The organism is Nonomuraea sp. NPDC050643, assembly GCF_040654715.1.
Taxonomy (GTDB): Bacteria; Actinomycetota; Actinomycetes; order Streptosporangiales; family Streptosporangiaceae; genus Nonomuraea.
The window spans coordinates 75,962-99,882 of sequence record NZ_JBFAIM010000030.1 but is presented as its reverse complement, the minus strand read 5'-3'; the positions used below and the strand labels follow the sequence as shown (position 1 = coordinate 99,882).

Annotated in this window: 22 protein-coding genes and 3 tRNA genes; 10 read left to right on the top strand and 15 right to left on the bottom strand. The window is 72.9% G+C overall.

The features are described from left to right. Positions 1-114: 114 nt before the first annotated feature. Entirely contained in the window at positions 115-483 is a 369-nt protein-coding gene (locus AB0I15_RS34455) for a metal-sulfur cluster assembly factor (protein ID WP_358104753.1), read from the top strand. Beyond that, positions 480-1,463: an amidohydrolase family protein gene (locus AB0I15_RS34450; protein ID WP_358104750.1), complete on the top strand. Its 984-nt coding sequence runs from the start codon at positions 480-482 to the stop codon at positions 1,461-1,463. Before AB0I15_RS34455 ends, AB0I15_RS34450 begins: the two co-directional genes overlap by 4 nt. Here AB0I15_RS34450 and rodA read toward each other — a convergent pair. From rodA to AB0I15_RS34390, 12 genes are all read right to left on the bottom strand, one after another. Next, positions 1,425-2,561, bottom strand: a complete 1,137-nt coding sequence (rodA, locus tag AB0I15_RS34445) for a rod shape-determining protein RodA (RefSeq protein ID WP_358104747.1) — start codon at positions 2,559-2,561, stop codon at positions 1,425-1,427. The two genes, AB0I15_RS34450 and rodA, sit on opposite strands and share 39 nt — an antisense overlap. A gap of 22 nt (positions 2,562-2,583) precedes the next feature. After that, positions 2,584-4,437, bottom strand: coding sequence for a penicillin-binding protein 2 (mrdA, locus tag AB0I15_RS34440; RefSeq protein WP_358104744.1), 1,854 nt, complete (start codon positions 4,435-4,437; stop codon positions 2,584-2,586). Next, positions 4,430-4,888 carry a rod shape-determining protein MreD gene (locus AB0I15_RS34435; protein ID WP_358104741.1) on the bottom strand — a complete coding sequence of 153 codons (459 nt, stop codon included), beginning with the start codon at positions 4,886-4,888 and terminating at the stop codon, positions 4,430-4,432. The genes mrdA and AB0I15_RS34435 overlap by 8 nt, the downstream gene beginning before the upstream one ends. A 4-nt stretch (positions 4,889-4,892) precedes the next feature. Continuing rightward, the gene (mreC, locus tag AB0I15_RS34430) at positions 4,893-5,666 is read right to left on the bottom strand and encodes a rod shape-determining protein MreC (protein ID WP_358104738.1); all 774 of its coding nucleotides are present in this window, start codon (positions 5,664-5,666) and stop codon (positions 4,893-4,895) included. Next, positions 5,663-6,895: a rod shape-determining protein gene (locus AB0I15_RS34425; protein WP_358104735.1), complete on the bottom strand. Its 1,233-nt coding sequence runs from the start codon at positions 6,893-6,895 to the stop codon at positions 5,663-5,665. The genes mreC and AB0I15_RS34425 overlap by 4 nt, the downstream gene beginning before the upstream one ends. A 113-nt stretch (positions 6,896-7,008) precedes the next feature. Further along, entirely contained in the window at positions 7,009-8,814 is a 1,806-nt protein-coding gene (locus AB0I15_RS34420) for a hypothetical protein (protein WP_358104733.1), read from the bottom strand. A 245-nt stretch (positions 8,815-9,059) separates the two neighbouring features. Further along, positions 9,060-9,491, bottom strand: coding sequence for a nuclear transport factor 2 family protein (locus AB0I15_RS34415; protein WP_358104730.1), 432 nt, complete (start codon positions 9,489-9,491; stop codon positions 9,060-9,062). Positions 9,492-9,506: 15 nt separating this feature from the next. Continuing rightward, entirely contained in the window at positions 9,507-12,104 is a 2,598-nt protein-coding gene (locus tag AB0I15_RS34410; protein WP_358104727.1) for a hypothetical protein, read from the bottom strand. A gap of 151 nt (positions 12,105-12,255) precedes the next feature. Beyond that, positions 12,256-12,330 (bottom strand) — tRNA-Val (locus AB0I15_RS34405). Positions 12,331-12,337: 7 nt separating this feature from the next. Beyond that, positions 12,338-12,408, bottom strand: a tRNA-Cys gene (locus AB0I15_RS34400). Between the two features lie 15 nt (positions 12,409-12,423). Next, positions 12,424-12,495: transfer RNA gene (locus tag AB0I15_RS34395), tRNA-Gly, on the bottom strand. Positions 12,496-12,575: 80 nt separating this feature from the next. Continuing rightward, the gene (locus tag AB0I15_RS34390) at positions 12,576-13,301 is read right to left on the bottom strand and encodes an SDR family oxidoreductase (RefSeq protein ID WP_358104724.1); all 726 of its coding nucleotides are present in this window, start codon (positions 13,299-13,301) and stop codon (positions 12,576-12,578) included. A 168-nt stretch (positions 13,302-13,469) separates the two neighbouring features. Between AB0I15_RS34390 and AB0I15_RS34385 the strand changes: the two genes are divergently transcribed. The 3 genes from AB0I15_RS34385 (at position 13,470) to hutH (ending at position 16,357) form a co-directional block, all read left to right on the top strand. Beyond that, complete coding sequence (locus AB0I15_RS34385; protein ID WP_358104721.1) at positions 13,470-14,021, top strand: hemerythrin domain-containing protein; 552 nt, start codon at positions 13,470-13,472, stop codon at positions 14,019-14,021. A 61-nt stretch (positions 14,022-14,082) separates the two neighbouring features. After that, positions 14,083-14,790 carry a metalloregulator ArsR/SmtB family transcription factor gene (locus AB0I15_RS34380; RefSeq protein ID WP_358104718.1) on the top strand — a complete coding sequence of 236 codons (708 nt, stop codon included), beginning with the start codon at positions 14,083-14,085 and terminating at the stop codon, positions 14,788-14,790. Positions 14,791-14,806: 16 nt separating this feature from the next. Next, on the top strand, positions 14,807-16,357 hold the full coding sequence (hutH, locus tag AB0I15_RS34375) for a histidine ammonia-lyase (protein ID WP_358104715.1): 1,551 nt from the start codon (positions 14,807-14,809) through the stop codon (positions 16,355-16,357). On the opposite strand, the gene AB0I15_RS34370 is transcribed toward hutH, so the two are convergent. Then, positions 16,338-17,606 (bottom strand): NAD(P)-binding domain-containing protein, encoded by a 1,269-nt coding sequence (locus AB0I15_RS34370; RefSeq protein WP_358104712.1) that lies wholly within the window; start codon positions 17,604-17,606, stop codon positions 16,338-16,340. The two genes, hutH and AB0I15_RS34370, sit on opposite strands and share 20 nt — an antisense overlap. 58 nt (positions 17,607-17,664) lie before the next feature. Between AB0I15_RS34370 and AB0I15_RS34365 the strand changes: the two genes are divergently transcribed. From AB0I15_RS34365 to AB0I15_RS34350, 4 genes are all read left to right on the top strand, one after another. Then, positions 17,665-18,582, top strand: a complete 918-nt coding sequence (locus AB0I15_RS34365) for a LysR family transcriptional regulator (RefSeq protein WP_358104709.1) — start codon at positions 17,665-17,667, stop codon at positions 18,580-18,582. After that, positions 18,558-19,562: a chorismate-binding protein gene (locus AB0I15_RS34360; protein ID WP_358104706.1), complete on the top strand. Its 1,005-nt coding sequence runs from the start codon at positions 18,558-18,560 to the stop codon at positions 19,560-19,562. Before AB0I15_RS34365 ends, AB0I15_RS34360 begins: the two co-directional genes overlap by 25 nt. Next, positions 19,559-20,389 (top strand): aminotransferase class IV, encoded by an 831-nt coding sequence (locus AB0I15_RS34355; protein ID WP_358104703.1) that lies wholly within the window; start codon positions 19,559-19,561, stop codon positions 20,387-20,389. The genes AB0I15_RS34360 and AB0I15_RS34355 overlap by 4 nt, the downstream gene beginning before the upstream one ends. Before the next feature lie 124 nt (positions 20,390-20,513). Next, positions 20,514-21,026, top strand: coding sequence for a hypothetical protein (locus AB0I15_RS34350; protein WP_358104700.1), 513 nt, complete (start codon positions 20,514-20,516; stop codon positions 21,024-21,026). 10 nt (positions 21,027-21,036) lie between these two features. On the opposite strand, the gene AB0I15_RS34345 is transcribed toward AB0I15_RS34350, so the two are convergent. Next, the gene (locus AB0I15_RS34345; RefSeq protein ID WP_358104697.1) at positions 21,037-22,425 is read right to left on the bottom strand and encodes a hypothetical protein; all 1,389 of its coding nucleotides are present in this window, start codon (positions 22,423-22,425) and stop codon (positions 21,037-21,039) included. Between the two features lie 161 nt (positions 22,426-22,586). On the opposite strand from AB0I15_RS34345, the gene AB0I15_RS34340 reads away from it, so the two are divergent. After that, positions 22,587-23,126 (top strand): DUF305 domain-containing protein, encoded by a 540-nt coding sequence (locus AB0I15_RS34340; RefSeq protein WP_358104694.1) that lies wholly within the window; start codon positions 22,587-22,589, stop codon positions 23,124-23,126. Between the two features lie 96 nt (positions 23,127-23,222). Here AB0I15_RS34340 and AB0I15_RS34335 read toward each other — a convergent pair whose 3' ends face one another. Next, the gene (locus tag AB0I15_RS34335; protein ID WP_103958541.1) at positions 23,223-23,639 is read right to left on the bottom strand and encodes an SsgA family sporulation/cell division regulator; all 417 of its coding nucleotides are present in this window, start codon (positions 23,637-23,639) and stop codon (positions 23,223-23,225) included. Positions 23,640-23,921: the final 282 nt, after the last annotated feature.

Sequence of the window (23,921 nt, the reverse complement as noted above, 5' to 3'; positions counted from 1 at the left end):
TTGCAGCTCTTCGCCGGCCGAGGGTCCGGTTTGTCGGGACTGTCTGTCGGCATGTGAAATCGAACCTCCGCTGGGTCCCTGTTCAAGAGGGCATGCCGGTTTCATGATGAGGCCATGCCGGAGATACCGCAGTGGGCCAGTCAGGCACTGTCCGGGGTCTATGACCCGTGCTGTAGGGAGAAGGGCATTTCCGTCGTGGAGATGGGCCTGGTCAGGTCCGTCGAGCTGAGCGAGGGCCGGGCCCGGGTCGAGCTGCTGCTGACCTCGGGCTGGTGCCCGTTCGCCGCCCGGGTGCTCACCGAGGTGCGCGAGCGCATCGAGGAGCAGCCCGGCGTCCGCGAGGCGGAGGTCGAGGTCGTGTGGGACGAGGTGTGGACGACGGAACGGCTCTCCCCGAGGGCGGCCGGCCTCCTGCGCTTCCTGCCCGCTCCCGCTCAGGTGCCCGACAAGGCGGCCTACATCAGGAGAAGGGAACTACGGTGATCGACGACTTCTTCGTGTTCGACAGCGTGGCCCACGTGTTCAACTTCGAGGCCAAGAACGCCTACGGATCCGCGGGCCAGATGTTCTCCAACCACTTGTACGCCTTCCACACCACCCTCACCCCGGAGGGAGAGACCAAGCTGCCGCCGGAGGAGTTCCTGCGGCAGTGGACGATCGACGACATCCGCCGCATGGTGTACGAGGAGTCCGACACGGACATGCTGGTCGCCATGCCGCTCCCGCTCACCGACCTCTACCACGACGGCCTGTCCCCGTGGCAGGAGTGCGCGGAGCTGGCCGCCCGCGACCCCGACCGCACGGTCTTCTGGGGCACGGTCAACCCCCTGGAGGGCCGCAGGGCACTCGACCTGATGGAACGCCAGGTGGGGGAGTTCAACGCGCGCGCGTTCAAGCTCTACAACGTCCGCTACGACTACGGCTCCCCGTACCCGTGGCGCATGGACGACCCCCGGGTGGCCTTCCCCATCTTCGAGAAGGCGCGGGACCTGGGCGTCAACCTCATCGGCGTGCACAAGGGCGTCCCGCTGGGCCCGCAGCCGATCGAGCACACCCAGACGTGGGACATGGACGGCGCCGCCGCGAACTTCCCCGACATCAACTTCGTCATCTTCCACGTCGGCCTGCCGTTCCTGGACGAGACCTGCTGGCAGCTCATCCGCTACCCCAACCTGTACGCCGACCTGGCGGCCACGATCAACTTCATCGTCAGGGCGCCCAGGATGTTCGCCGAGATCATCGGCAAACTGCTCTTCTGGTGCGGCGAAGACAAGATCATCTACGGTTCGGAGGCGCCGATCTTCCATCCGCAGTGGGCGCTGAGGGCGTTCAGGGACTTCACGATCCCGCAGGACCTGTGCGACGGCTACGGCTACCCGCAGCTCACCGACCAGGCCAAGCGCAAGATCCTGGGCGAGAACCTGCTACGGCTGCATGGCCTTGGTCCGGTGAACCGCCTGTAAGAGCCCGACGGCCAGCAGCCCGGCCACCGTGGCGGAGCCGCCGTAGGAGACGAACGGCAGCGGCACCCCCACGATCGGCATGAGGCCCACGGTCATGCCCACGTTCACGAACGTCTGGAACGCGATCCACGACACGATCGCGCCCGCCAGCACGGCCCCGTACGGCGAGGCGCTGCGCCGCGCGATCGACAGCCCGCGCCACAGCAGCGCGAACACCGCCAGCACGATGAGCGCGGCCCCGGCGAACCCGAGTTCCTCGCCCGCGACCGTGAAGATGAAGTCGGTGTGCTGCTCCGGCACGAAGTGCCCGGCCGTCTGCTCGCCGTTGAACAGCCCCTTGCCGTAGAGCCCGCCGGAGCCGATCGCGATGCGCGCCTGGGCGGCGTTGTACCCCACGCCGCCCGGGTCGGCCCCCGGATTCGCCAGCACGAGCAGCCGTTCGAGCTGGTACGGCCGGACGAGCCCGAGCTTCCACGCCGCCCCGGCCGCGCCCGCCGCCCCCAGGGCCAGCACGAGCAGCCACCGTTTGGGCGCCCCCGACACCAGCAGCGCCCCCGCCACCATGGCCGCGAACACCAGCATCGTGCCCACGTCCGGCTGCAGCGCGATCAGCCCGATCGGCACCGCGGCCAGCACCAGCGCCGACAGCACCCCGCCGAACCCGGGCCGCCGCTGCCCGTCGCGCAACTCGCCCAGCGGCACCGCGAACGCCAGCGCGAGCGCCACCTTGGCGAACTCCGACGGCTGGAACCGCACCCCGGGCGCCAGCACGATCCACGAGTGCGCCCCGTTCACCCGTACGCCGAGCGGGCTCAGCACCCCGGCCAGCGACAGCAGCGTCAGCGCGTACGCCACCGGCACGTACGCCCGCAGCACCCGCAGATCCACCCGCGACACCAGCCACATCAGCACCAGCCCGGCCCCGACGGCCCCCGCCTGCCGCACCAGCAGCCCGTGCCCGCCGGACAGCCGCGTGGCCGACCACACCAGCAGCAGCCCCGTCCCCGACAGGGCCACCGCCAGCAGTGTCAGCACCCGATCGGGCGCGGCCAGCGAGGGCGCCCAGGCGATCCGCCGCCTCCCGCCGATCGCGATCATCGCCGCTCCCCGGGGACGCAGGTCATCGCCGCTCCCTCAGCCCGAGGACGCCCTCCCAGATGGCGCGGGCCGCCGGGGCCGCGCCCTCGGCGCCCATGCCGCCCTCCGACAGGACCACGACCACGGTGTAGGCGGGATCCGGGGCGAACGAGGCGAACCAGGAGGTGTCCCGATGGCCGAACGACTCCGCAGTGCCCGTCTTCCCCGCCACGGCGATCCTGCCGAACGGGAACCCCCTGAAGGCGCCCTCCGCCGTCCCGGACCGGGGCACCTGGGCGAGGGCCTGCCGGATGAAGCGCAGTGTCTCGGCCGAGGCGGGCAGCCGACCGGTCACCGGCGGCGTGATCGTGCGGGCCGTCGTCCCGTCCGGGCGCACGACCCGCAGGCCGACGCGCGGGCTGTGCAGCGTCCCGCCGTTGGCGATCGCCGCGTACGCCCGCGCCAGTTGCAGCGGCGTGACCAGCACCCCGCCCTGCCCGATCGACAGGTTCGCCGCGTCCCCGCCGCGCCACACGCCGCCGCCCCGGCAGTTCTCCCGCGCGATCGCCGTCAGGTACGCCGCCCGCCCCCGATCCGCCGGCTCCGGATGGCCCTTGACGGCCCGGCGGCAGCTCTCCTGGCGCGTCGCCCGCCACACGGCCTTCTTCGACGCCGCGTCGGGCACCGCGCCGCCCGCCTCACCCGGCAGGTCCACGCCGGTGGGGCGGCCGAAGCCGAACCCGCGGGCGGTCCGCTGCAGGGCGTCCGAGCCGCGCCGCCACAGCTCGTCGGCGAGCCGGTAGAAGATCGTGTCGCACGACCGCACCAGCGCGCCGTGCATGGTCATCGAGCCCAGGTCGGCGCCGGCGAAGTTCCTGAACACCCGATCGCCCACCGTGTAGCCGCTGGGGCAGTCGTAGGTGGCGCCGAGCGCGTACCCGGCGGAGGCGGCGGCCGCCGCGGAGGCGACCTTCCACGTGGAGCCGGGCGCCCACTGGCCCTGCACGGCCTGCGACAGCAGCGGCAGCGCCGCGTACTCGCGGGCCGTCACGCCGTCGGTCCACACGGACGGGTCGTAGGCGGGCCGCCCGGCCAGCGCGACCACCCGGCCGGTCTGCGACTCCAGCACCACGGCCGCGCCCGACGAGCCGCCGCTGCGCGACAGGCCATCGCCGAGCGCCCGCTCGGCGATGGCCTGGATGCGGGCGTCGATGCTGGTCACGAGCGTGTCGCCGGGGGCCGGCGGGCTCTCGTGGAGGGTCCTGGTCACCCGGCCGGTGTTGTCCACGGCCATGTCCCTGCGGCCCGCGCGGCCGGCCAGCTCCCGGTCGTAGACGCCTTCGAGGCCGTCGCGGCCCTGGGCGCCCTGCACGTACCCGAGGGTGTGGGCCGCCGCCCGGCCGAGGGGGTGCACGCGGACCGGGCGCAGCTCCGTACGCACGCCGGGGAAGTCCTGCTGCCGCTCGCTGATCTGCAGCGCCACCGGCACCGTGACGCCCTCGGCGACGGGGATCGGCTCGTACGGCGAGCCCGGCCAGCACGGCCGCGTCACCTGCGGTCCGCACGGCCGCACCTTCTCGGCGAGCTGCCGCTCCGGCCGGCCCAGCACCTGCCCCAGCCGGGCCAGCACCGCCCGGCCGCCGTCCGGCTGATGGGCCAGCGCCACGGCGTCCACCGTGACCACCGGCCTGGTCCTGTTCGTCACGAGGGGACGCCCGGCCACGTCGAGGATCGCGCCCCGGGCCGGCGGCAGCGCCACGGTCCTGACGCGCACGTCGGCCGCCGCCCGCACATACCGGTCTCCGCTGACCACCTGGAGGAACCACAGCCGGCCCACCAGCGTGACCAGCATCGCCGTGACGACCACCCGCAACACGACCAGCCTGGCCCTAGACACGCCGCATCACCGCCGCCGGTCGCCGGCGGGCCAGGGCGGCGCCGGCGAGGGCACCGAGGGGCACCGTCCACGCCAGCACCAGCGGCAGCCCGGCCAGCGCCTGGGGCCACGGTTCGTCGCCGAGGGCCACCGCCGCTGCGGCCTGCAGCACCGTCCCCAGTGCGGCGCCCGCGCCGGCCACCAGCAGCGGCCCGCGCTCGCGCCACCATCCCACCAGCAGCCCGGTCACCGACAGCACCAGCGCCGCCCGCCCCACCGTCCCGTCGGCGGGCGGCGTCACGTCGGCGGCCAGCCCGGCGGCCAGGCCCGCCGCGCAGCCCCAGACCGGCCCCCTGGCCAGCGCCAGCCACACCACGGCCAGCGTCACCAGGTCGGGCCCGCCCCACGGCGACCGGTTGACCAGCAGCACCTGCAGCAGCGGCGCCGCGACCAGCAGCAGCACCAGCCCCACGGCCTCACCTCCCCGGTGGCGGCACGAGCACCGCGACGAGGTCGAGCGCGGAGAGCCGGGCGGCGGGGCGCACGAGCGCCGAGCGCGCGGTCGCGCCCGGCACCTCCTCGATCGCGGTGACCGTGCCGATGGGCACCCCGGCCACGTACGGCCGCCCGCCCGCGGACCCGAGCGTCACCACCCGGTCCCCGGCCGTCAGCGGCGCGTGCGGATCGAACAGGCTGAGCCGCAGCATCCCCTCCCGCGGCAGCCCCGTGACCACGCCGAGCTCGCCCGAGCCCGCCATGCGCGCGCCCACGGAGGAGGCCGCGTCGGTGATCAGCGTCACCGAGGCCGTCGCGGGGCCTGCCCAGGAGACCTTGCCGACCAGGCCGTCGGCGTTCAGCACGGTGACGTCGCGCAGGACGCCGGAGACGGAGCCGGCGTCGATGGTGACGCTCCGGTCCCGGCCGAACCCCACCACGTGCGCGGCCACGCCCCGGTGCCGTCCCGCCGCCGCGGAGAGCCCGGCCGAGGCCCCCGGGCCCGCGGAGAGCCCGCCGGCCGCCCGGGTCCCCGAGGCCGTCAGGTCGGCCCGCAGCCTGGCGTTCTCCTCCTCCAGCTCCGCCAGCCGCCCCGCGCCGCCGAACGACTTGGTCACCGCGCCGACCGCGTTCTGGACCGTGCCGTACACCGTCGAGCCCGCCGCCCGCAGCGGGTCCAGCGGCGTGACCAGGCGGTCGGTCACGACGAGCAGGACACCGGTGGCGAGCACGAGCAGGACGAACGCCCGCCTCACCGCCGCGACCAATCGGGCAGCAGCACGTCGCGCATCGCCTGGAAGCGCTCGACGCAGCGGCCCGCGCCCAGCGCCACCGAGTACAGCGGCTTGTCCACCATCCTGATCGGCATGCCGGTGGCCTCGCCCATGCGCTCGGCCAGGCCCCGTAACAGGGCGCCGCCGCCGGTCAGCACGATGCCGTTGTCCAGCAGGTCGCCGGCCAGCTCGGCCGGGCACTGGTCCAGCGTGCTCTGCACCGCGTCGATGATGGCCTGGACCTGGTCCTCGATGGCCTCGCTGATGTGCTCGGCGGTGACCGTCGCGGTCTTGGGCAGCCCGCTGACGAGGTCGCGGCCGCGTACGGGGGCGGAGCTCGCGAGGTCGAGCGTGCGCGGCGTGATGGCCGGCGTCGCGCTCTCCGGCTTCTGCCTCGACCTGAACGGGTTCCAGCCGCGCGGGGCGGGCGGCGCCTCCAGGGGCTCCTCCTGCATCACGACCGGGCCCTCCCCGTCCGGCGCGACGGGCAGGCCGACCCGGTGCCGGCCCTTCGGCACGGGGTCGGCGTCGCGGGCGGACACGGGCGCGGGCCGCACCATGCCCAGATCGATCTTCAACCGCTCGGCGGTACGCTCGCCGAGCAGCAGCGCGTGCTCCTTCTTGGTGTGGGTGATGATCGCCTCGTCCAGCTCGTCACCGCCGACCCGCAGCGACCTGGCCACCACGACGCCGCTCATCGACACGATGGCCACCTCCGTGGTGCCGCCGCCGATGTCCACGACCATGTTCCCGGTGGCCTCGCCGACCTTCAGACCGGCGCCGATCGCCGCCGCCATCGGCTCCTCGATGATGTGCACCCGGCGCGCGCCCGCCTCGTACGCGGCCTCCTTGACCGCCCGCTGCTCGATCGAGGTGGTGCCACTCGGGACCGCCACGACGATGCGCGGCTTGGCCAGGAACCGGCTCGGGTGCGCCCTCTGGATGAACATGCGCAGCATGCGCTCGGCCGCGTCCAGATCCGCGATCACGCCGTCCTTGAGCGGCCTGATCGTGGCGATGTGCGGGGGAGTGCGGCCCATCATGCGCTTGGCCGCCTTGCCGACGGCGACGACGGTGTTCTTGTGCAGGTTGATCGCGATGACCGAGGGCTCGTTCAGCACGATGCCCTTCCTGCGGACGTACACGAGCGTGTTGGCGGTGCCGAGATCGACCGCTATGTCATGACCGAGAGGAGCCCATGCGAATGCCATGGCCGCACAGCCTTTCGACCGGGACGGGCAGGGGGACACTGCCCGTTCTGGCGCTGCCCGTGGCGGTTTCACCACAAACGTATTAAGTCTGTACCCGCTGACATCACCGCAGGTCAGCCGGGGTTGTACGAGCACCGCACGCCGGTCCGCACGGTGGCGCGCAACTCCTCGCCGATGACGGGATCGGCTATCGCGACGCGATCCACGGCCCGCCGGATCGCCTTGCCGACGGCCGTCCTGGCACGCTCCTCGCTGCCGGTGAAGCTGCGCGGCCGCCCGCCCAGCCCGGTCGCCGAGGCCAGCTCGGCGACCAGCCAGTCACGCTCGGTCCGCCGCGACTGCGCCTCCTGTCGCCGGCCGCCGGACTCCAGCTCCTCGATCTCGGCGTCGAGCTGCGCCAGCCGGTTCTTGTACGCCCGCCCGGCCGGCCCGTCCAGCACCGGCTGCGCCGACACGGGCACCTGCCCCGGCTCGGTCGAGCCCGCGGCCAGGTCGGCGGCCGGGATCTCCCGGCCCGGGTTGCCCAGCAGCGCCGCCAGGTGCAGCATGCCCACGGAGTGGTCGACCAGCACCGAGCGCGGGCCCAGCTCCACCCGCCACTGCGCCCCCGAGGGGCGGCAGGTCACGCTGACGGCGACGTAGCGGGGCAGCGTCATGTCCAGCGCCTTGGCCTCCTGCGCGGCCTGTTCGAGCTGCCTGCGGGCGTCCTCGTCCCTGGGCCCGTCGCGCAGCGCCAGCGCCTGCCCCAGACGCGAGCGCGACAGGGCGACGGCGGGCCAGTGACCCAGCGCCAGGTTGTCGTGGACGGCCGTGCGCAGGTGGTCGATGGCCTGGTCGAGATCGCCCGTGGTGATCGCGGCCACGCCCAGGCTGTGGTGGGCGGAGCCGAAGCAGGCGATGCCGGGGCTGGTGACGACGGGCAACCGCGCGTACGGGGCCAGCAGCGCCGCCGCCCTGGCCGCCAGCTCGTCGTCGGCCAGCAGGTCGGCGGCCTCCACGATGGCGTACATGGACAGCAGCCACGTGCTCGTGCGCGGCAGGTCGGCCAGGACGCTGCCGCGCAGCCGGGCCAGCATGCTCTCGGCCAGCCGCCGGTCGCCCGCCGCGGCGGCGGCCAGCGCCAGGCCCGCGTAGGGGGAGTCGTCGACCGCGCTGAGCATGGGCGAGGTCAGCAGGTCGGTCAGCAGGGGGACGAGTTCGCCGATCCGGCCCTGGTACCAGCGGACGGCGGCGAGCTGGCAGCCGTACCAGCCGGTCGCGTCGTGGTCGCCGGCCGCCACGCCCAGCTCGTAGCAGGCGGCGGCCCGCTCCTCGGACTGGGCGAACCGGCCGCCGCGGATGCTCAGCATGACCTCGATCGCGCCGAGCACGAACCCGATCGCCTGGTGCTCCTCGCCGTCCAGCGCGGTGCGCAGCTCGGCCAGGGCCCGCTCGGCGTGCGGGTCGGCCTGAAGGAGCAGGTCCACCGCGTACCAGAGCAGGCCCATGAGCAGGTCGGTGCGGCGGCCCGTACGGGAGGCCACCCCGATCAGCTCCCTGGCCAGCTCCAGCCGCCGCCCCCCGTCCCCGGGACCGAGCACGCAGTGGTGGGCCAGGCTCAGGGCCTCGGCCAGCGCCACCGGATCGTCGGCGGCCCTGGCCTCCGGCACCAGCGCCAGGATCGCGTCCTGGCCGCCGCTGCGGTAGTCGTCCTCCGCCGCCAGCCTGATCCGCAGCCGCAGGGCCAGCGACGAGCCCGGATCGACCAGCGAGAGCGCCTCGCGCTGGCGTACCCGTACCATCGCGGCGTCCGCCGCCGTCCGGTGCTCGTGCACCCACATCCCGCCCAGGCCGAGCGCGGCCCGGGCCATCGCGTGCCCGTCGCCCCGCTGCGCGGCCTCGCGATAGGCGACGTCGAACCGTTCGCGTGCTCGCCTCATGTCCCCCTTGACGAGCAGCGCATGCTCTCCATCCAGAAGAGCCCATTCCAGCGCTTCAATCACTGGCCCTACCCCCGTGTGACATCGCGTCGATTACGCGTGAACACCCATGAGGTAGCGGGCCCTCGTCTCCGCTCCCCTGGCCGATGAACGCACGGGTGGGAAATCCTCGGGAGACGGCTCCCATCCGTCGTCCCTCTCAATTCCACATCAAACGGGAACGATTCGGAACCGAATTACCAGAATCATCGGGCGGTGCGCCAGCTCTGCTCCTCCACCAGCTCGATGCTGCGCCAGCCGTCCGGGGTGCGGCGCACGCGGTGGTGGTACCAGCCGCCGCCGTGCAGGAAGCCCTCGGTGCCGGCGGCGACCATCTCCCGCGTCGGGGCGAGCGTGTCGGTGAACGGCGCGCTCACCCGGGCCTCGTCGTCCAGGAAGTCGATGTGCGCGGCGCCGACCAGGTGCAGCCGGGCCGGCCAGTGTGCCAGCACCTCGGCCAGCCACTCCTTGACGTCGTCCCTGGTGCCCCTGATGCCGCCGGAGGAGGTGTAGTCGATGACGGCGTCCGGGCTGAACACCTCGTCGAGCAGGTCCCACCGGCTGGAGTCGATAGCGTGGGTGTAGCGGGCCAGCAGCGCGGTGATCTCTAATCGGTCGGCGATCTCCTGAGTGTCCATGAGCTGATCGTCGCTCTAAGACGGCCTCATGACCAGATCATCCGGCAGCCGTCCGGCCGGCACCCGCACGGTGAACGGGGCGCACGGGACACAGAAGTAGTCGCGGCCGAAGGCGAACTCCATGCCGCCCGGGACGAGGTTGACCAGCAGGCGGTCGCTGTCGGCGGTGACCGTCCTCGGGATCTGGCCCTGCGGCATGAGGGGCCGCAGCGCTCCGGCCAGGCGCCGCCGTCCCGCGGGCGTGAAGGCGGCGGGGGCGAACAGGTCGCGGACGGTGAGCGTCCTGGCCGCGCGCCGGTCGTAGGTGACCGCGCCGCCGGTCTCGCCCGTCAGCACGTAGCGGACCGAGATCACCTCGGTGTCGTTGCGCAGCACCTCGTACGTCCCCGTCACCACCCCCGGCTGCCCGCCGGCCGGGGAGCCCGGCTCCCGCCGGTGTTCGCGCAGCGCGTCCGCGACGTGCTCCCGCAGGGGCGCGGCCAGCGCCGCGTTGATCCGGACCGCCTCCCCACCCGCGACCCGCGGATAGGCGACGTCGACCGTGAGCCCCCGCTGCGCGCCCCGCCAGAAGCCGGAACCGATCACGACGGGCTCCGGGGCTCCCCGCAGCACGGGGGCCGCGCCCACGAGGACCAGCGCGACGGCGCCCGCCACCAGCGCCCGCCCGCGCACCGTCACGGCGACCCCCGCCACCGCGAACACCCCCGCGACCAGCCCCATCCGCAGCCCCACCGCCCCCGGTAACCCCCCGGCCCCGCCCGCCAGCACGCCCGCCACCCCGCCCGCCACCCCGCCCGCCAGCACCGACGCCCCCCACACGGCCGTCCATGAGGCCAGGCGGCGCTCGCGCAGGTTCACCCTCATCAGGCCCACGTAGACCAGCGCCGCCAGCAGCGCGAGGTAGAGCGCGCCCGCCAGGGCGTCCCGCCACGGCGGCGCGAAGGACAGGGCGGGCACGGCCAGGAGCTCATCGCCGCTCCAGAGGCCGAACGCCCGCAGCGTCCCCGCGATCACGGCCACGGCCAGCGCGCCCCCGGCCGCCCGCGCCGCGAGCAGCCCGCGCTCCCGCCGCCCCGGCACGTGCTCGCGCACGCCCTCCTTCCAGGCCCGGTACCGCTCGACCAGCTTCTCCCACGTCTGCTCCTTCTCGAGCTCCACGATGCGCGCGAACCGGGTCACCCCGATCTGCGAGTGCACGATGAACAGCACCGCCGCGAACACCGGCGCGGCGAACGCGGTGAACACGGCCGCCTCGGCGGCGGGGTCGACGGCGGCCGGGATCTCCGGGGGCCGCTCCCGGGTGACCGCGTGGCCGATCGCGCCGCCCAGGCTCCCGGCCAGCACGGCGGCCAGCGCGACCGCGCCGGTCAGCACCACGTACGACGTCGCGGGGAAGACCCTGACGAGCTGCCCGCGCACCGTGACGTACACGAGGAGGGCCGCCGCCACCGCGAACACCGCCGCCGTCGCCCACGACGAGATCACCGCGCCGCGGCCCAGCAGCGGATCCGGCGGCGCCAGCATCGCGAGCGCGCGGAGCATCGCGGGCGTCTCCTCGTCGAAGACCCGCCGGGTCAGCACGGGAAAGCGCGAGGTGACCGCCAGGCAGAAGTACGTCAGCGCGAGCGCGGCCCCCGCCACCAGCAGGCTCCACCGCCGATCGACCCGCACCGGATCGGGCGCGCCGGGCGACGGTTCGCGCCGGGGCAGCACCTGCTGCACGGCGGTGCCGGCCAGCGCGAGCAGCAGCGGCGGCACGGCGACCTGCGCGGGCGCGGCCACCAGCGCGTCCCCGGCGTCGGTGAGGTATTCGGCGGCCCAGGCCGGGTTCAGCGGCTCGGCCAGCAGCGGCTCCCGCATGCCCCGGTCGATGGCCACGACGGCCGCGTACACGACGGGGGCCACCGACAGCGAGATCCAGGCCAGCACGAACGCCCGCCCCGGACGCCCCTCGACGGGCAGCCGCCCGCGCAGCAGCCCTTCCAGCGAGGTGGCCGCGACCGTGGCGAGCACCACGGCCACCTGATCGAAGTAGTTGAACGACAGCGGCAGCCAGGCCACCAGCGCGTGCTCGCGCAGGAACACGCTCCACACCACCGCCCACCCGGCCACCAGGCACGGCAGCACCCAGGCGCGGGGGTGGAACGCCCGCTTCCGCCTGCGCCCGGCGGCCGGGGCCGCCCGGGTGACGGCCAGCGCGATCAGCGCGGAGAGCAGGGCGGTGGACATGCCCCAGGAGGCGGCGTCCCGGGCGTGGTCGGCGAACGGCACGCCCCGCAGCCGCGCCCACGCCAGCACGGCCAGCACGCCGGCGGGCCCGCCCGCCAGCCCCCAGCAGACCAGCACCCCGACCCGCGACGGCCCGAACCCCGACCACCGGAACACGGCGTACGCCCCGCCGGTCACCACCACGGAGAACCCGGCCAGCGTCACCGCCGTGCCGGCCGCCTGCCCCTGGCCTGCGCCGAGACCGGGGAAGACCAGCGCCGCGGCGAGCGCGCGGCCGAGCAGGAACCCGCTCACCGGGGGCAGCGCGCACAGGCCGGACAGGCCGAGCGCGGAGCCCGCGGCCACGAGCAGGAAGGTACGCGTCGTCTTCGCCACGTCACTCATCTGCCCTGTCGGAGGCCGCGCCCAGCAGTGCGGTGAGCGGGAAGTGACCCGCAGGTGAGCGCCCGGCGGTGTTCACGAGGGGCCGGAGCCGCGCGAAGGCGGCGATAGGGAGGCCCGATAAGGCCATAATCGGCCGGACCGGAGAAAAATATGGTGGACGATACTGGGATTGAACCAGTGACCTCTTCCGTGTCAGGGAAGCGCTCTCCCGCTGAGCTAATCGTCCTTTGCGGAGGTGGCGACGGGATTTGAACCCGTGTGGACGGCTTTGCAGGCCGCTGCCTCGCCTCTCGGCCACGCCACCGAGCCGGAAGCTCCGAGCGGAAGACGGGATTCGAACCCGCGACCCTCACCTTGGCAAGGTGATGCTCTACCACTGAGCCACTTCCGCGTGCGCCCTTTTGTGCCGGGCGACGAGAGAACTCTAGCGAATCCTGGCCGAGTCCCCAAACTGGAATACGCCCGCCCAGGTCAGGTGTGGCCGCCGTTGACGGTGATGCGCTGCCCCGTGACGAAGGCCGCGCCGTCCGAGGCCAGGTACGACACCGCCGCCGCCACGTCGTCCGGCGTGCCGATCCGGCCCAGCGGCACCTCCGCCCGGTAGCCGCTCACGTCCAGGCCCGCGTGCCGCTCCACCGGGATCCAGCCGGGCGCGACCACGTTCACCGTGACGCCGTACGGGCCCAGCTCCCTGGCCCACACGTCGGTGATCGCGTGCTGGGCGCCCTTGGCGGCGATGTAGGCGGACATGCCGGGCAGCCTGCGGTCGACGATGTCGGAGCCGATCTGGATGACGCGCCCGCCGCCCAGTTCCTTCATGCCCGGCAGCACCGCCTGCACCAGCAGCGTCGGGCTCTTGACGAAGAACACGAGCTGGTCGAGGTGCGCCTCCCAGGTGAGGTCCTCGAACCGGATGGACGGCTGCTCGCCCGTCGCGTTGGCCACCAGGACGCGCACCGGGCCCAGCCGCGTGGCCACGGCGGCGTCCAGGCCCGCCACGTCAGCCTCGTCGGTGACGTCGGCGCTGAACGCCTCCGCGGTGCCGCCGGCGGCGCGGATGTCGTCCACCACGCGTTCGGCCCCTGCGGCGTCGGAGTAGTAGTTGACGGCCACGGCCAGGCCGTCGGCGGCGAGCCTGCGGGCGATGACGGCCCCGAGGCCGCGCGAGGCACCGGTGACGAGGGCGACTGCGGTCATGGAACCCGACTCTAGCGACGCGCCGTCAACGACCCGGCCATGGGACCCGGCGGTGGACCCGGCTGTGGCCCCGATCCGCCCGGGGCCGACCTCCGGGTTCGGTCCGCGCAAGGCCAGCGTCGGGTAAGGGGGCGCGTGCCGGGCCGGGGGCGGGGTAGGGGCGCCGACGTGGCTGAACATGATGTCATCGAGCTCCTGACGGCCCAGCACGGTCAGATCAGGGACCTGTTCGACGAGGTGGAGCAGGCGCCGCCGGACAAGGTCGAGGAGGCGTTCGGCCGGTTGACGCGCATGCTCTGCGTGCACGAGACCGCCGAGGAGGAGATCGTCCACCCGTACGCGCGCAGGAAGCTCGACAACGGCCCGGGCGTGGTGGCCGACCGGCTGACCGAGGAGAACCGGGCCAAGCGCCTCCTGCTCGACCTGCACCGGGCCGGGGTGGACGACGCGCGGTTCTGGGAGGGGCTGGCCGAGCTGCGTACCGCGGTCATGGAGCACGCGCACAGCGAGGAGCGTGACGAGTTCGCCCGGCTGCGGGAGCGCACCTCCGAGGCGGAGCGGCGGGCCATGGCCGCGGCGGTGCGGGTGGCCGAGTCGCTGGCGCCCACGCGCCCGCATCCCGGCACCGAGTCGGCGGCGGCGAACCTCCTGCTGGCCACGCCCCTGGCGGTGGCGGACCGGGCCAGGGAGCTGATCAGGAAGGCACTGGGCAGGCACTGACCATCCGTCCTCCGTGACCCTTCGACGCCGGGCGAAATATCGGCGTACTACCGTCGAAGACATGGAGTACATCGCCAGAGACGCCGACATCTCGCCGGTCGCCGCGCTCATCGCCGACCCCACGCGGGCGGCGATGCTGACGGCGCTGCTCGACGGGCGCGCGCTGGCGGCGGGAGAGCTGGCCAGGGTCGCCGGGGTGAGCGCCGCCACCGCGAGCGCCCACCTGGCCAGGCTGCTCGACGGCCGTCTCGTGGACGTCGTACGCCAGGGCCGCCACCGCTACTACCGCCTGGCCGGGCACGAGGTGGCCGAGGTGCTCGAAGTGCTGGCCAGGATCAGCGCCCGCCCGCCGGTGCGCTCACTGCGCCAGTCCAGGCAGGCCAGGCAACTGGAGGAGGCCCGCACCTGCTACGACCACCTCGCGGGTCGGGCCGGGGTCGGGCTGCTCGACCGGCTGCGGGAAGGCGGCTACTACGACGGGCACGACCTGACCGGCGAGGGGGAGCGGCTGCTGTCGGGCCTGGGCGTGGACATCGCCGGCGCGCGAAGGTCCAGGCGGCGCTTCGCTCCGGAGTGCCTCGACTGGACCGAGCGCAGGTCCCATCTCGGCGGGGCCCTGGGGGCGGCGGTCACGGAGGTGCTCTTCGAGCGGGGCTGGTACCGCCGGGGCACCGTGCCCAGGGCGGTGATCCTGACGGACGAGGGCAGGGAGGGGCTGGCGGCGTTGTTCCCCGGTAAGGAGCTAACATCGGGTACGCCGGTTACCTAAGCGAGAGAGACCCATCATGCGCGACAACGGAGTCGTGAACGTCGGCCCGGAACCCCTGACCTTCGACGACGTCATCAGGGTGGCCCGCCACGGAGCCCCCGTCCAGCTCACCGACGACGCCATCGCCGCCATCGCGGCGGCCCGCCAGCGGGTCGACGAGCTGGCCGAGAGCCCCACGCCCGCGTACGGCATCTCGACGGGGTTCGGAGCCCTCGCCACCCGGCACATCGACCCGGCGCTGCGCGCCCAGCTCCAGCGCTCCCTGGTGCGCTCGCACGCGGCCGGCAGCGGGCCCGAGGTCGAGACCGAGGTGGTGCGCGCGCTCATGCTGCTGCGCCTGCACACCCTCGCCACCGGGCACACCGGCATCAGGCCGACCACGGCCAAGACCCTGGCCGCCCTGCTCAGCGCGGGGATCACCCCGATCGTGCACGAATACGGCAGCCTCGGCTGCTCGGGCGACCTGGCGCCGCTCGCGCACGTGGCGCTCACGCTGATGGGCGAGGGCGTCGTCCGCGACGCGTCGGGCGCCCTCCAGCCGGCGGCCGAGGCGCTCAAGCAGGCCAGGATCGACCCCGTCGAGCTGGCCGCCAAGGAGGGCCTGGCGCTGATCAACGGCACGGACGGCATGCTCGGCATGCTCATCCTGGCCATCGACGACCTCACCAGGCTCGTCAGGACCGCCGACGTGAGCGCCTCGATGAGCGTCGAGGGGCTGCTGGGCACCGACCGCGTCTTCGCGCCCGAACTGCAGGCGCTGCGGCCCCACCCGGGCCAGGCGCTCTCGGCCGCCAACATGACGAGGATCCTGCGCGACTCGGGCGTCATGGCCAGCCACCGCGACCCGGAGGCGTGCACCCGCGTCCAGGACGCCTACTCGCTGCGCTGCGCCCCGCAGGTGGCCGGCGCCGCCCGCGACACGATCGCCCACGCCGCCACCGTGGCCGGGTGGGAGCTGGCCAGCGCCGTGGACAACCCGGCCGTGCTGGCCGACGGCCGGGTCGAGTCCAACGGCAACTTCCACGGGGCGCCCATCGCGTACGTGCTGGACTTCCTCGCCGTCGTGGCCGCCGACCTGGCCTCGATGTCGGAGCGGCGTACCGACCGGTTCCTGGACGTGGCCCGCAACCACGGGCTGCCCGCGTTCCTGGCCCACGACCCGGGCGTCGACTCCGGTCACATGATCGCTCAGTACACCCAGGCGGCCATCGTCTCCGAGCTCAAGCGCCTGGCCGTGCCGGCGAGCGTGGACTCCATCCCCAGCTCGGCCATGCAGGAGGACCACGTGTCCATGGGCTGGTCGGCCGCGCGCAAGCTGCGCAGGTCCGTCGACGGGCTCACCAGGGTCCTGGCCGTCGAGGTGCTCACCGCCGCCCGAGCCCTCGACCTGCGCGCCCCGCTGACGCCCGCGCCCGCGACGGCGGCCGTGGTCAGGGCGCTGCGCGAGACCGTGCCCGCGCCGGGGCCCGACCGCTTCCTGGCGCCCGAGATCGACTCGGCCGTGCGCCTGGTGGCCGAGGGCGGCGTGGTCGCGGCCGTGGAGTCGGTCACCGGCCCCCTGGCCTGAGCGCCACGATCAGGTCCACCTCGAGCAGCAGCCCCGGCATGAACAGCCTCGACACCTCCACGGTCGTGCTGGCCGGGGGTGTGCCGGTGATGTACTTCCTGCGTACCCGGCCGTACTCGACCCGGTCGTCCATGTCCGTCAGGCACGTCCTGATGAACGCCACGTCCTCGAACGTCGCGCCCTGATCGGCGAGGATGCGCGAGACGACCTGGAAGACGTGCTCGGCCTGGGCCGTCATGGAGCCCTCGCCGACCACCTGGCCCCGCTCGTCGAAGGCCGCCTGGCCGGAGACGTAGAGCGTGTCGCCGGCGCGGACGGCGTGGGAGTACATGCCGTTCGTGGCGGGCACCGTGACCGGATTGAGCGGCACGGCACGCGGAACGCCCACCTCCGCGCCTGCGTGCCCCGCGAGGCCCGACGCGGCCGCGCCTGTGTGCCCTGCCAGGCCCGATGCGGCCGCGTCCGGGTGCTCTGTCAGGCCCGACGCGGCCGCGTCCGTGTGTTCCGCGATGGCCGACAGGTCGCGGTCGCCCAGGCCGGCCGCCCGCGCCTCCTGGAGCCTGGCCCGGGCGGCGGTGGCCGTCGAGGCGCCCTCCCACGCGGCCAGCTCCAGGTCCTTGGCCGCGTGCGCCAGGGAGTAGCGGGTCTGCGCCGAGGGCACGCGCAGCCGCTCGGCGAGCCCGCCCAGCGGGGTGCCCGACAGCACGTCGATCAGCGCGTCCCGGTCCACGCCGTGCGCCCGCCCGTACGCGAACGTCTCGGCCAGCAGCACCTGGGCGGGCACGAGCGCGCTCATGACGGCGATCTTCATGGCCGCGCCCGAGCCCGGCGCCCCGAGCTCCCGGACCGTCCCGAACACCGACAGCACCTCACGGCAGCCCGACACGTCACCACCGGCCAGCACGGTCAGCGTCCCGTCGGCGGCGGGGCCGACGCTGCCCAGCACGGGCGCGTCCACCAGCCGCACCGACGCCGGCAGCAGCGCGCGCAACTCCCGCACCGCCTCGGGCCCGATCGTGGACATCTCCACCACCGTCGCGTCCGGCCGCAGGCCCGGGAGCGCCCCCGTCAGCACCTCCCGCACCGCCGCCGGATCGCTGAGCATCGTGATGACCAGCTCGGCCCCGTCCACCGCGGCGGCCACGGGAACCCCGGTGCCGCGCCGCCACGTCGTCACGTCGTGCCCGGCCGTCACGAGCCGCCGGGCCATCGGGGCGCCCATGCGCCCCTGTCCAAGGAATGCGATCACGCGCCCCAGTGAACCCCGGCGCGAGGTATTCCACCACCGACTAGATTGCATACCAGCCATGCCTGACACGAATGCCTTTGACACCGGCGCGCTGCGGCTCTTCGACGAGGTCGCGCGGAGCGGCTCGTTCACCGCCGCCGCCGAGCTGCTCGGATACACCCAGTCGGCGGTCTCGCGCCGCGTCGCCGCGCTCGAACGCGCCGCCGGAGGGCCGCTGTTCGAGCGGTTGGCCAGGGGAGTGCGCCTGACGCCCGCGGGTGAGGCGCTGCACCGGCACGCCGTCGCCGTGCTCGACCGGCTCGACCGCGCCGGCGAGGAGCTGGCCGCCATCCACGGCGGGCGGGGCGGCACGCTGCGGGTGGGCGCGTTCGCCACGGCCAACGTCGATCTGGTGCCCGGCACGCTCAAGCGGTTCGCCGAGCGGCGTCCGCGCGTCGAGCTGCGGCTGGTCGAGGGGCTCAGCGCCCGGCTGGCCGACCGGCTGCGCGCGGGCGCGCTCGACGTGGCCGTGATCAGCGACTATCCGGCCGGGCTGCCCGCCGAGGTGGCGCGCATCGTGCCGCTGCGCGAGGACCGGCTGCTGGTCGCGCTGCCCGCCGGGCACCGGCTGGCCGCCGAGCCGGACGTGGACCTGCGCGACCTGGCCGGGGAGACCTGGATCGAGGCCGCCCCGCGCGGCCAGCCGACGTTGCTGGTGACGGCGTGCGCGGCGGCCGGGTTCACGCCCCGCAGCGGGCTGCGGGTGGCGGAATGGTCGGGCAAGTTCGGATTCGTGGCCGCCGGACTGGGGGTGACACTGGTGCCGGAGCTGGCTGCGCGGGCCGTACCGGGGGATCTGGTGCTCCGCCCGCTGCGCGGAATGGCCCCCGCACGCAGGGTGTACGCGGCCCTTCCCGAGACGCCTCTCCCCGCCGCACGAGAACTGGTGGAAATGCTGGGAGAATGGGAGGTATGTACGACGGCTTCGCCCACTTAGGTCACCATCTCGCAACCGGGTTGCGCGACGTGACCTCCGACCTCGCCGCGCTCGACGGCGAGGGCTGGTGGGCCGTCGTCGTCGACTACGAGGGCAAGGTGACGTGCGCCCGGTTCGACCGGGTGCGCAAGGCGCCCCTGCCCGCCCCCGCCGCCCCCTGGCGGGGCCCACGGCCCGGCGAGTGGCGCAGCTCCCTCGACCAGGCCGCCTACGAGCGCGGCGTGCGCGTCATCCGGGACCACATCGAGCAGGGCGAGGTCTACCAGGCAAACCTCTGCCGAGTCCTGAGCGCGCCCGTCCCGCCCGGTGCCGACCCGCTCGCGCTGGCCGCCAGGCTCGCCGCGGGCAATCCCGCCCCTTACGCGGGCGTGATCCAGGTGCCGGGGCTGAGCGTGGTGTCGGCCTCGCCGGAGCTCTATCTGTCGCGTGAGGGCGACGTGGTGGAGTCCAGGCCGATCAAGGGCACGGGCGCGACCGCGGACGACCTCCTCGACAAGGACCACGCCGAGAACGTCATGATCGTCGACCTGGTCCGCAACGACCTGGGCAGGGTCGCGGCGGTCGGCTCGGTGGAGGTGCCGTCGCTGTGCGAGGTCGAGGAGCATCCCGGGCTCGTCCACCTCGTCTCCACCGTCCGCGCCAGGCTCGCGCCCGGGGCGGGCTGGCCGGAGCTCTTCGCGGCCACTTTCCCGCCCGGATCTGTCACGGGCGCGCCCAAGTCGTCGGCTCTGCGCATCATCAATGAGCTCGAACCCGCAGCTCGCGGCCCGTACTGTGGGGCCGTGGGCTGGGTCGACGCCGACCGAGGCAGGGCGGCGCTGGCCGTAGGCATCAGAACATTCTGGATCTCGGCAGGCGAGATCCGTTTCGGCACGGGAGCGGGCATCACCTGGGGCAGCGATCCCCGGCGCGAATGGCTCGAGACCGAGCTCAAAGCAGCCAGGCTCATCGCCCTGGCATCCACAGGAGGAACTGAATGAACATCCCTGTCTGGGTCAACGGGGAGCTGGTCGACCCCGGTCAGGCCACCGTCTCCGTGTTCGACCACGGGCTCATGGTGGGCGACGGCGTCTTCGAGACCATCAAGATCGTGGACGGCAGGTCGTTCGCGCTGACCCGGCACCTCGACCGGCTCACGCTCTCCGCCCAGCGCATGGACCTGCCCGACCCCGACGTCGAGGCCATCGCCGACGGCATCGCCAAGATCCTGGAGGTCGCGCCCGCCTGGCCGCTCGGCCGCATCCGCGTCACCTACACCAGCGGCCCCGGCCCCCTCGGCTCCGACCGCGGCGACCAGGGCACCACCTCGGTCGTCATCGTGGACGAGCAGAAGCCGTTCCCCGCCACCGCCAACGTCTCCGTCGTGCCGTGGCCCCGCAACGAGCGCGGCGCCCTGTCCGGCGTCAAGAGCACCTCGTACGGCGACAACGCCAAGGCCCTGCTGTACGCCAAGAACCGCGGCGGCGGCGAGGCGATCTTCGGCAACCTGGCCGGGAACCTGTGCGAGGGCACCGGCTCCAACATCTTCATCGTCCGCGACGGCCGCCTGCTCACCCCGACGCTCGAGTCCGGCTGCCTGGCCGGCGTCACCCGGGCGCTGGTGCTCGAATGGTGCGGCGGCGAGGAGGCCGACGTGCCGCTGCGGGCCCTGTACGACGCCGAGGAGGCGTTCCTCACCTCCACCACCCGTGACGTCCAGCCGATCAGGCTCGTCGACGACACCGAGCTCCCGATCGCCCCCGGCCCCATCACCACCAAGGCCATGCGGATCTTCGCCGAGCGCTCCACCTCCGACCTGAACCCCTGACGCGTGGCGGCCCCGCCCCGGCGGGGCCCTACATTCGCTCTAGATTTTCCGCATTCGCCGTAGGGTCCGGGAAAAGCGGCGTTACGCTCCCGGCACATAGCCTCCGAGCCCAATGGAATCAATCATGAGTGGGGATGGCGGCGTCTCGGCGCCGCCGATTTCAAGAATGGGCGCGATCGTCACCCTGGAGCGGGTCCTCGCCCGCACCCCGGCGCTCGCGGTCCTGCTTCCGATGCTCCAGGTGTACGACGTCGGCTGCCTGGTGCACCTCGAGGTCGTGGTGCGTAACGCCACGGCTCCCAGCGGCCTCGCGCTGCGCCTCGACTCCGCCTTCTCCGGCGAGGAGAGCACGTCCCTCCACGTCCGGCTGCGCTATCCGGACGGCCGCGACGTCGCCTCCGACGACGACCGCCATTGCGCGCCGCCGTGCCTTTCCTGGTTTCCCGGAGGAGTGCGCGGCGACGGCGTCCACACGCTTTACCAAATGCCCTTGTGGCTCTTTCCCTTGCCCCCGGCCGAGGATTTCCTGCTGACCGTGGAATGGCCTTGGGCCGGAATCGGGCCCAAGGCCGTGACGCTCGACGGCGCCGCCATCGCGGGGGCGGCGGCGCGGTCGGCCGAGTGCTGGCCCCGCTGAGGGCCGGCCGTCAGTAGGACTTCTGGGTCTGGACGTTGAAGTCGTCCATCTTGACCTGCTTGGCCGGGTCGGTCAGCGGGTCGTCGATCTCGAGGACGTCCAGGCCCTCCATGATGTCGCTGGAGTAGATGTAGCCGTTGTAGTAGTAGGCCGACCAGGAGCCGGCGATGGCGGGCTCGGGGTGCGGGCCGCGCTCGAAGAAGCCGATCTCCTTCGGGTTCGACGAGTCGGTGAAGTCCCAGATCGACACGCCGCCCTGGTACCACGACTGCACCATGATGTCCTTGCCCGGCACCGGGATCAGTGATCCGTTGTGGGCCACGCAGTTCTCGTTCTCCTGCTGCTCCCTATCGATCTTGAAGTAGCCGCGCCGCTCGAGCTGGCCGTTCACGAGGTCGTACACGGCGTTCGCGCCCTTGGTGCGCGGGGTGTTGCGGTCGCAGGTGGCCTGGCCGCCGCCCCCGAGCTCGTCGCTGAAGACGACCTTGGTGCCGTCGTTGTTGAACGTCGCCGAGTGCCAGATCTGGAAGTTCTCCGTGTCGGTCAGTTGCTGCAGCACCTTCGGGTTGACCGGGTCGGAGATGTCGAGCAGCACGCCGTCGCCGAAGCAGGCGGCCGCGGCCAGCTTCTTCTCCGGGTAGGCGGTGATGTCGTGGCAGCCGGAGGCCATGTCCGAGTGCTGCCGCTCCGGGAAGATGTCCGGCTTGCCGACGATCTTCGCCGACTGCGGTGACTTCAGCGGGACCTCGACGATCTGGATGAGCTCGTGCGGGGGCGGGCAGGTCTCCGACTCGGGCTCGGGGCCGGGGGAGGAGACGTACACGTACAGGTTCTCGCCCTTCGGGACCATCGTGTGGGTGTGGGAGCCGCATTCGGTCTTGACGGCGCCGACGTACCGCGGGCTCTTCTTGTCGGTGATGTCGAAGATCCGCAGGCCCTCCCAGACGCGCGGGCCGTCGCTGGAGTCGCACTCCTCGCCGCCGCGCGGTTCGTCGATCGACAGGATCAGCAGGTTGTCGTACACGGTGACGTCGTTCTGCTGGCCCGGGCAGGAGACCTGGCTGACGATCTGTGGCTTGGCCGGCTGGCTGATGTCGTAGATCGCGAAGCCGCCGAAGTTGCCCACGTACGCGTAGTCGCCCTGGAAGGCGAGGTCCGTGTTGATGTTGGCGTCGCCGTTCAGCGGGGCGGTTCTCGGTACGTTCGCGACCTGCCTGACGTTCTCGCTCGTCATCACGTCACCGTTGCGCACGGTGCCGGGTTTGCCGGCTGGAGCGCTGGTCTCCTGCGTGGTGGTGGCGGGCGTCGGCGCCCCGGTCGCCTGCGGCCCCGCGGCACATGCGGAGGCCAGAAGCAGCACCGTACACAACAACGCTCCGCGCAACTTGGCAGAGATCAACGCGCATCCCCTTTGTCTCGTAGCTCACTATGGAAGCTATGTCAGCAGGTTCGCGGCCGCGTGCGGTAATCATCACAGTATTGGCGACAATTGCCGTTGCGGCCTGTTCCCCGGAGACTCCGGCCCCAGCGGGGCCCTCCCCCATAGGTACGGATGCGCCCGTGATCGTGCCGGGTAGCCCCGGAGCCGCCGCGCGCACGGCCAGGCCGGGGGAGCGGGTCGGGCAGACGCCCGCGCCGACGGTGGCCGCTGACGTGCGTTTCGCCGAGGGCATGATCCCCCACCACCGCCAGGCCCTGGAGATGACCTCGCTGGTGGACGAGCGCACGACCACCTCCTCCATCCGCGCGGTCGCCCGCTCGGTCACGGCCGCCCAGACCCCGGAGATCAAGGCCATGACCGGCTGGTTGACCGAACTGGGCCGCCAGGTCCCCGCCGGGCACGGGCACGAGCAGGCGGCCGGCTACGGGATGGCGACGCAGGAGCAGCTCAACGCGCTGCGCGCGGCCAAGGGAGGTGTCTTCGACCGCCTGTTCCTGCAACTGATGACCCGGCACCACGAGGGCGCGGTGAAGATGGCGGGGGAGCAGCTCGCCGGGGGCCGTGACCAGCGGATGCGGATGCTGGCCAAGGACGTGTACTCGGGGCAGAGCATCGAGATCGCCCGCATGCGGCGGATCCTGGAGTCGCTGCCGGCCTGACGGGCCCGTACATGAGCACGCCCGGCCTCTCTCCTGCTCCAGGAAGAGTGCCGGACGGCCTAAGGGGTGATGCTGTTCGGTTCGGTGCGTCGACGGTCAGGACGGCCAGAGCATGTTGGTCAGTTCGGCGTCCAGGTCCATGTAGTCGGTCTCCCGCCCCGCCGGCACCTTCTCGTAGGTGCGGTGGAGGAACTCGGTGAGCGGGGCCAGCGGTACTTCGAAGAGCGCCTGCCCGAACGGCGACGTGAGACTGATGTGCAGTGTGCGTTCGCCGTCGGCGCGCGCGGGCCACACCTGCACGTCGCCGTCGCCGACACGCCTCACGATGCCGACGGTCAGCAGTTCGCGAGCAAAGATCCACTCGACCGGCTCGTCGTTCCCTACGTGGAAGGCCATGCGGATGGCGTACGGATCGTCGGCTGTGTAACTCAGTCCGGCGAGCAGGGGGACGGTAGTACGGTCGGGGACCACTAGCCGAAGGCCAAGCTCGGCGGAGACGGTGGTGCTGTTCATCGTCAGCCAAACCTTTTCGTCGTAGGTCCCCTCTTCGGGGCTTTCACTGCTCTGACGGACTTCGTCCTGAGCTATGACGCGGAACGAAGAAACCTGTAGGAAAGATTCCGCTCCTAGGGCCTTCTGTAACGCACATCACAGCTGGACATTTAGGCATCTACCAGGCTAAACGGCATCAATCGGGTCGTATTTACAAGGGTTTTGCGTGCGGTGGAGCCTTCCCCGTCCGCGCCGACCATGAACGTTTCTCACCAAAGATCGCGGCCGATGCCTTCCGGGACA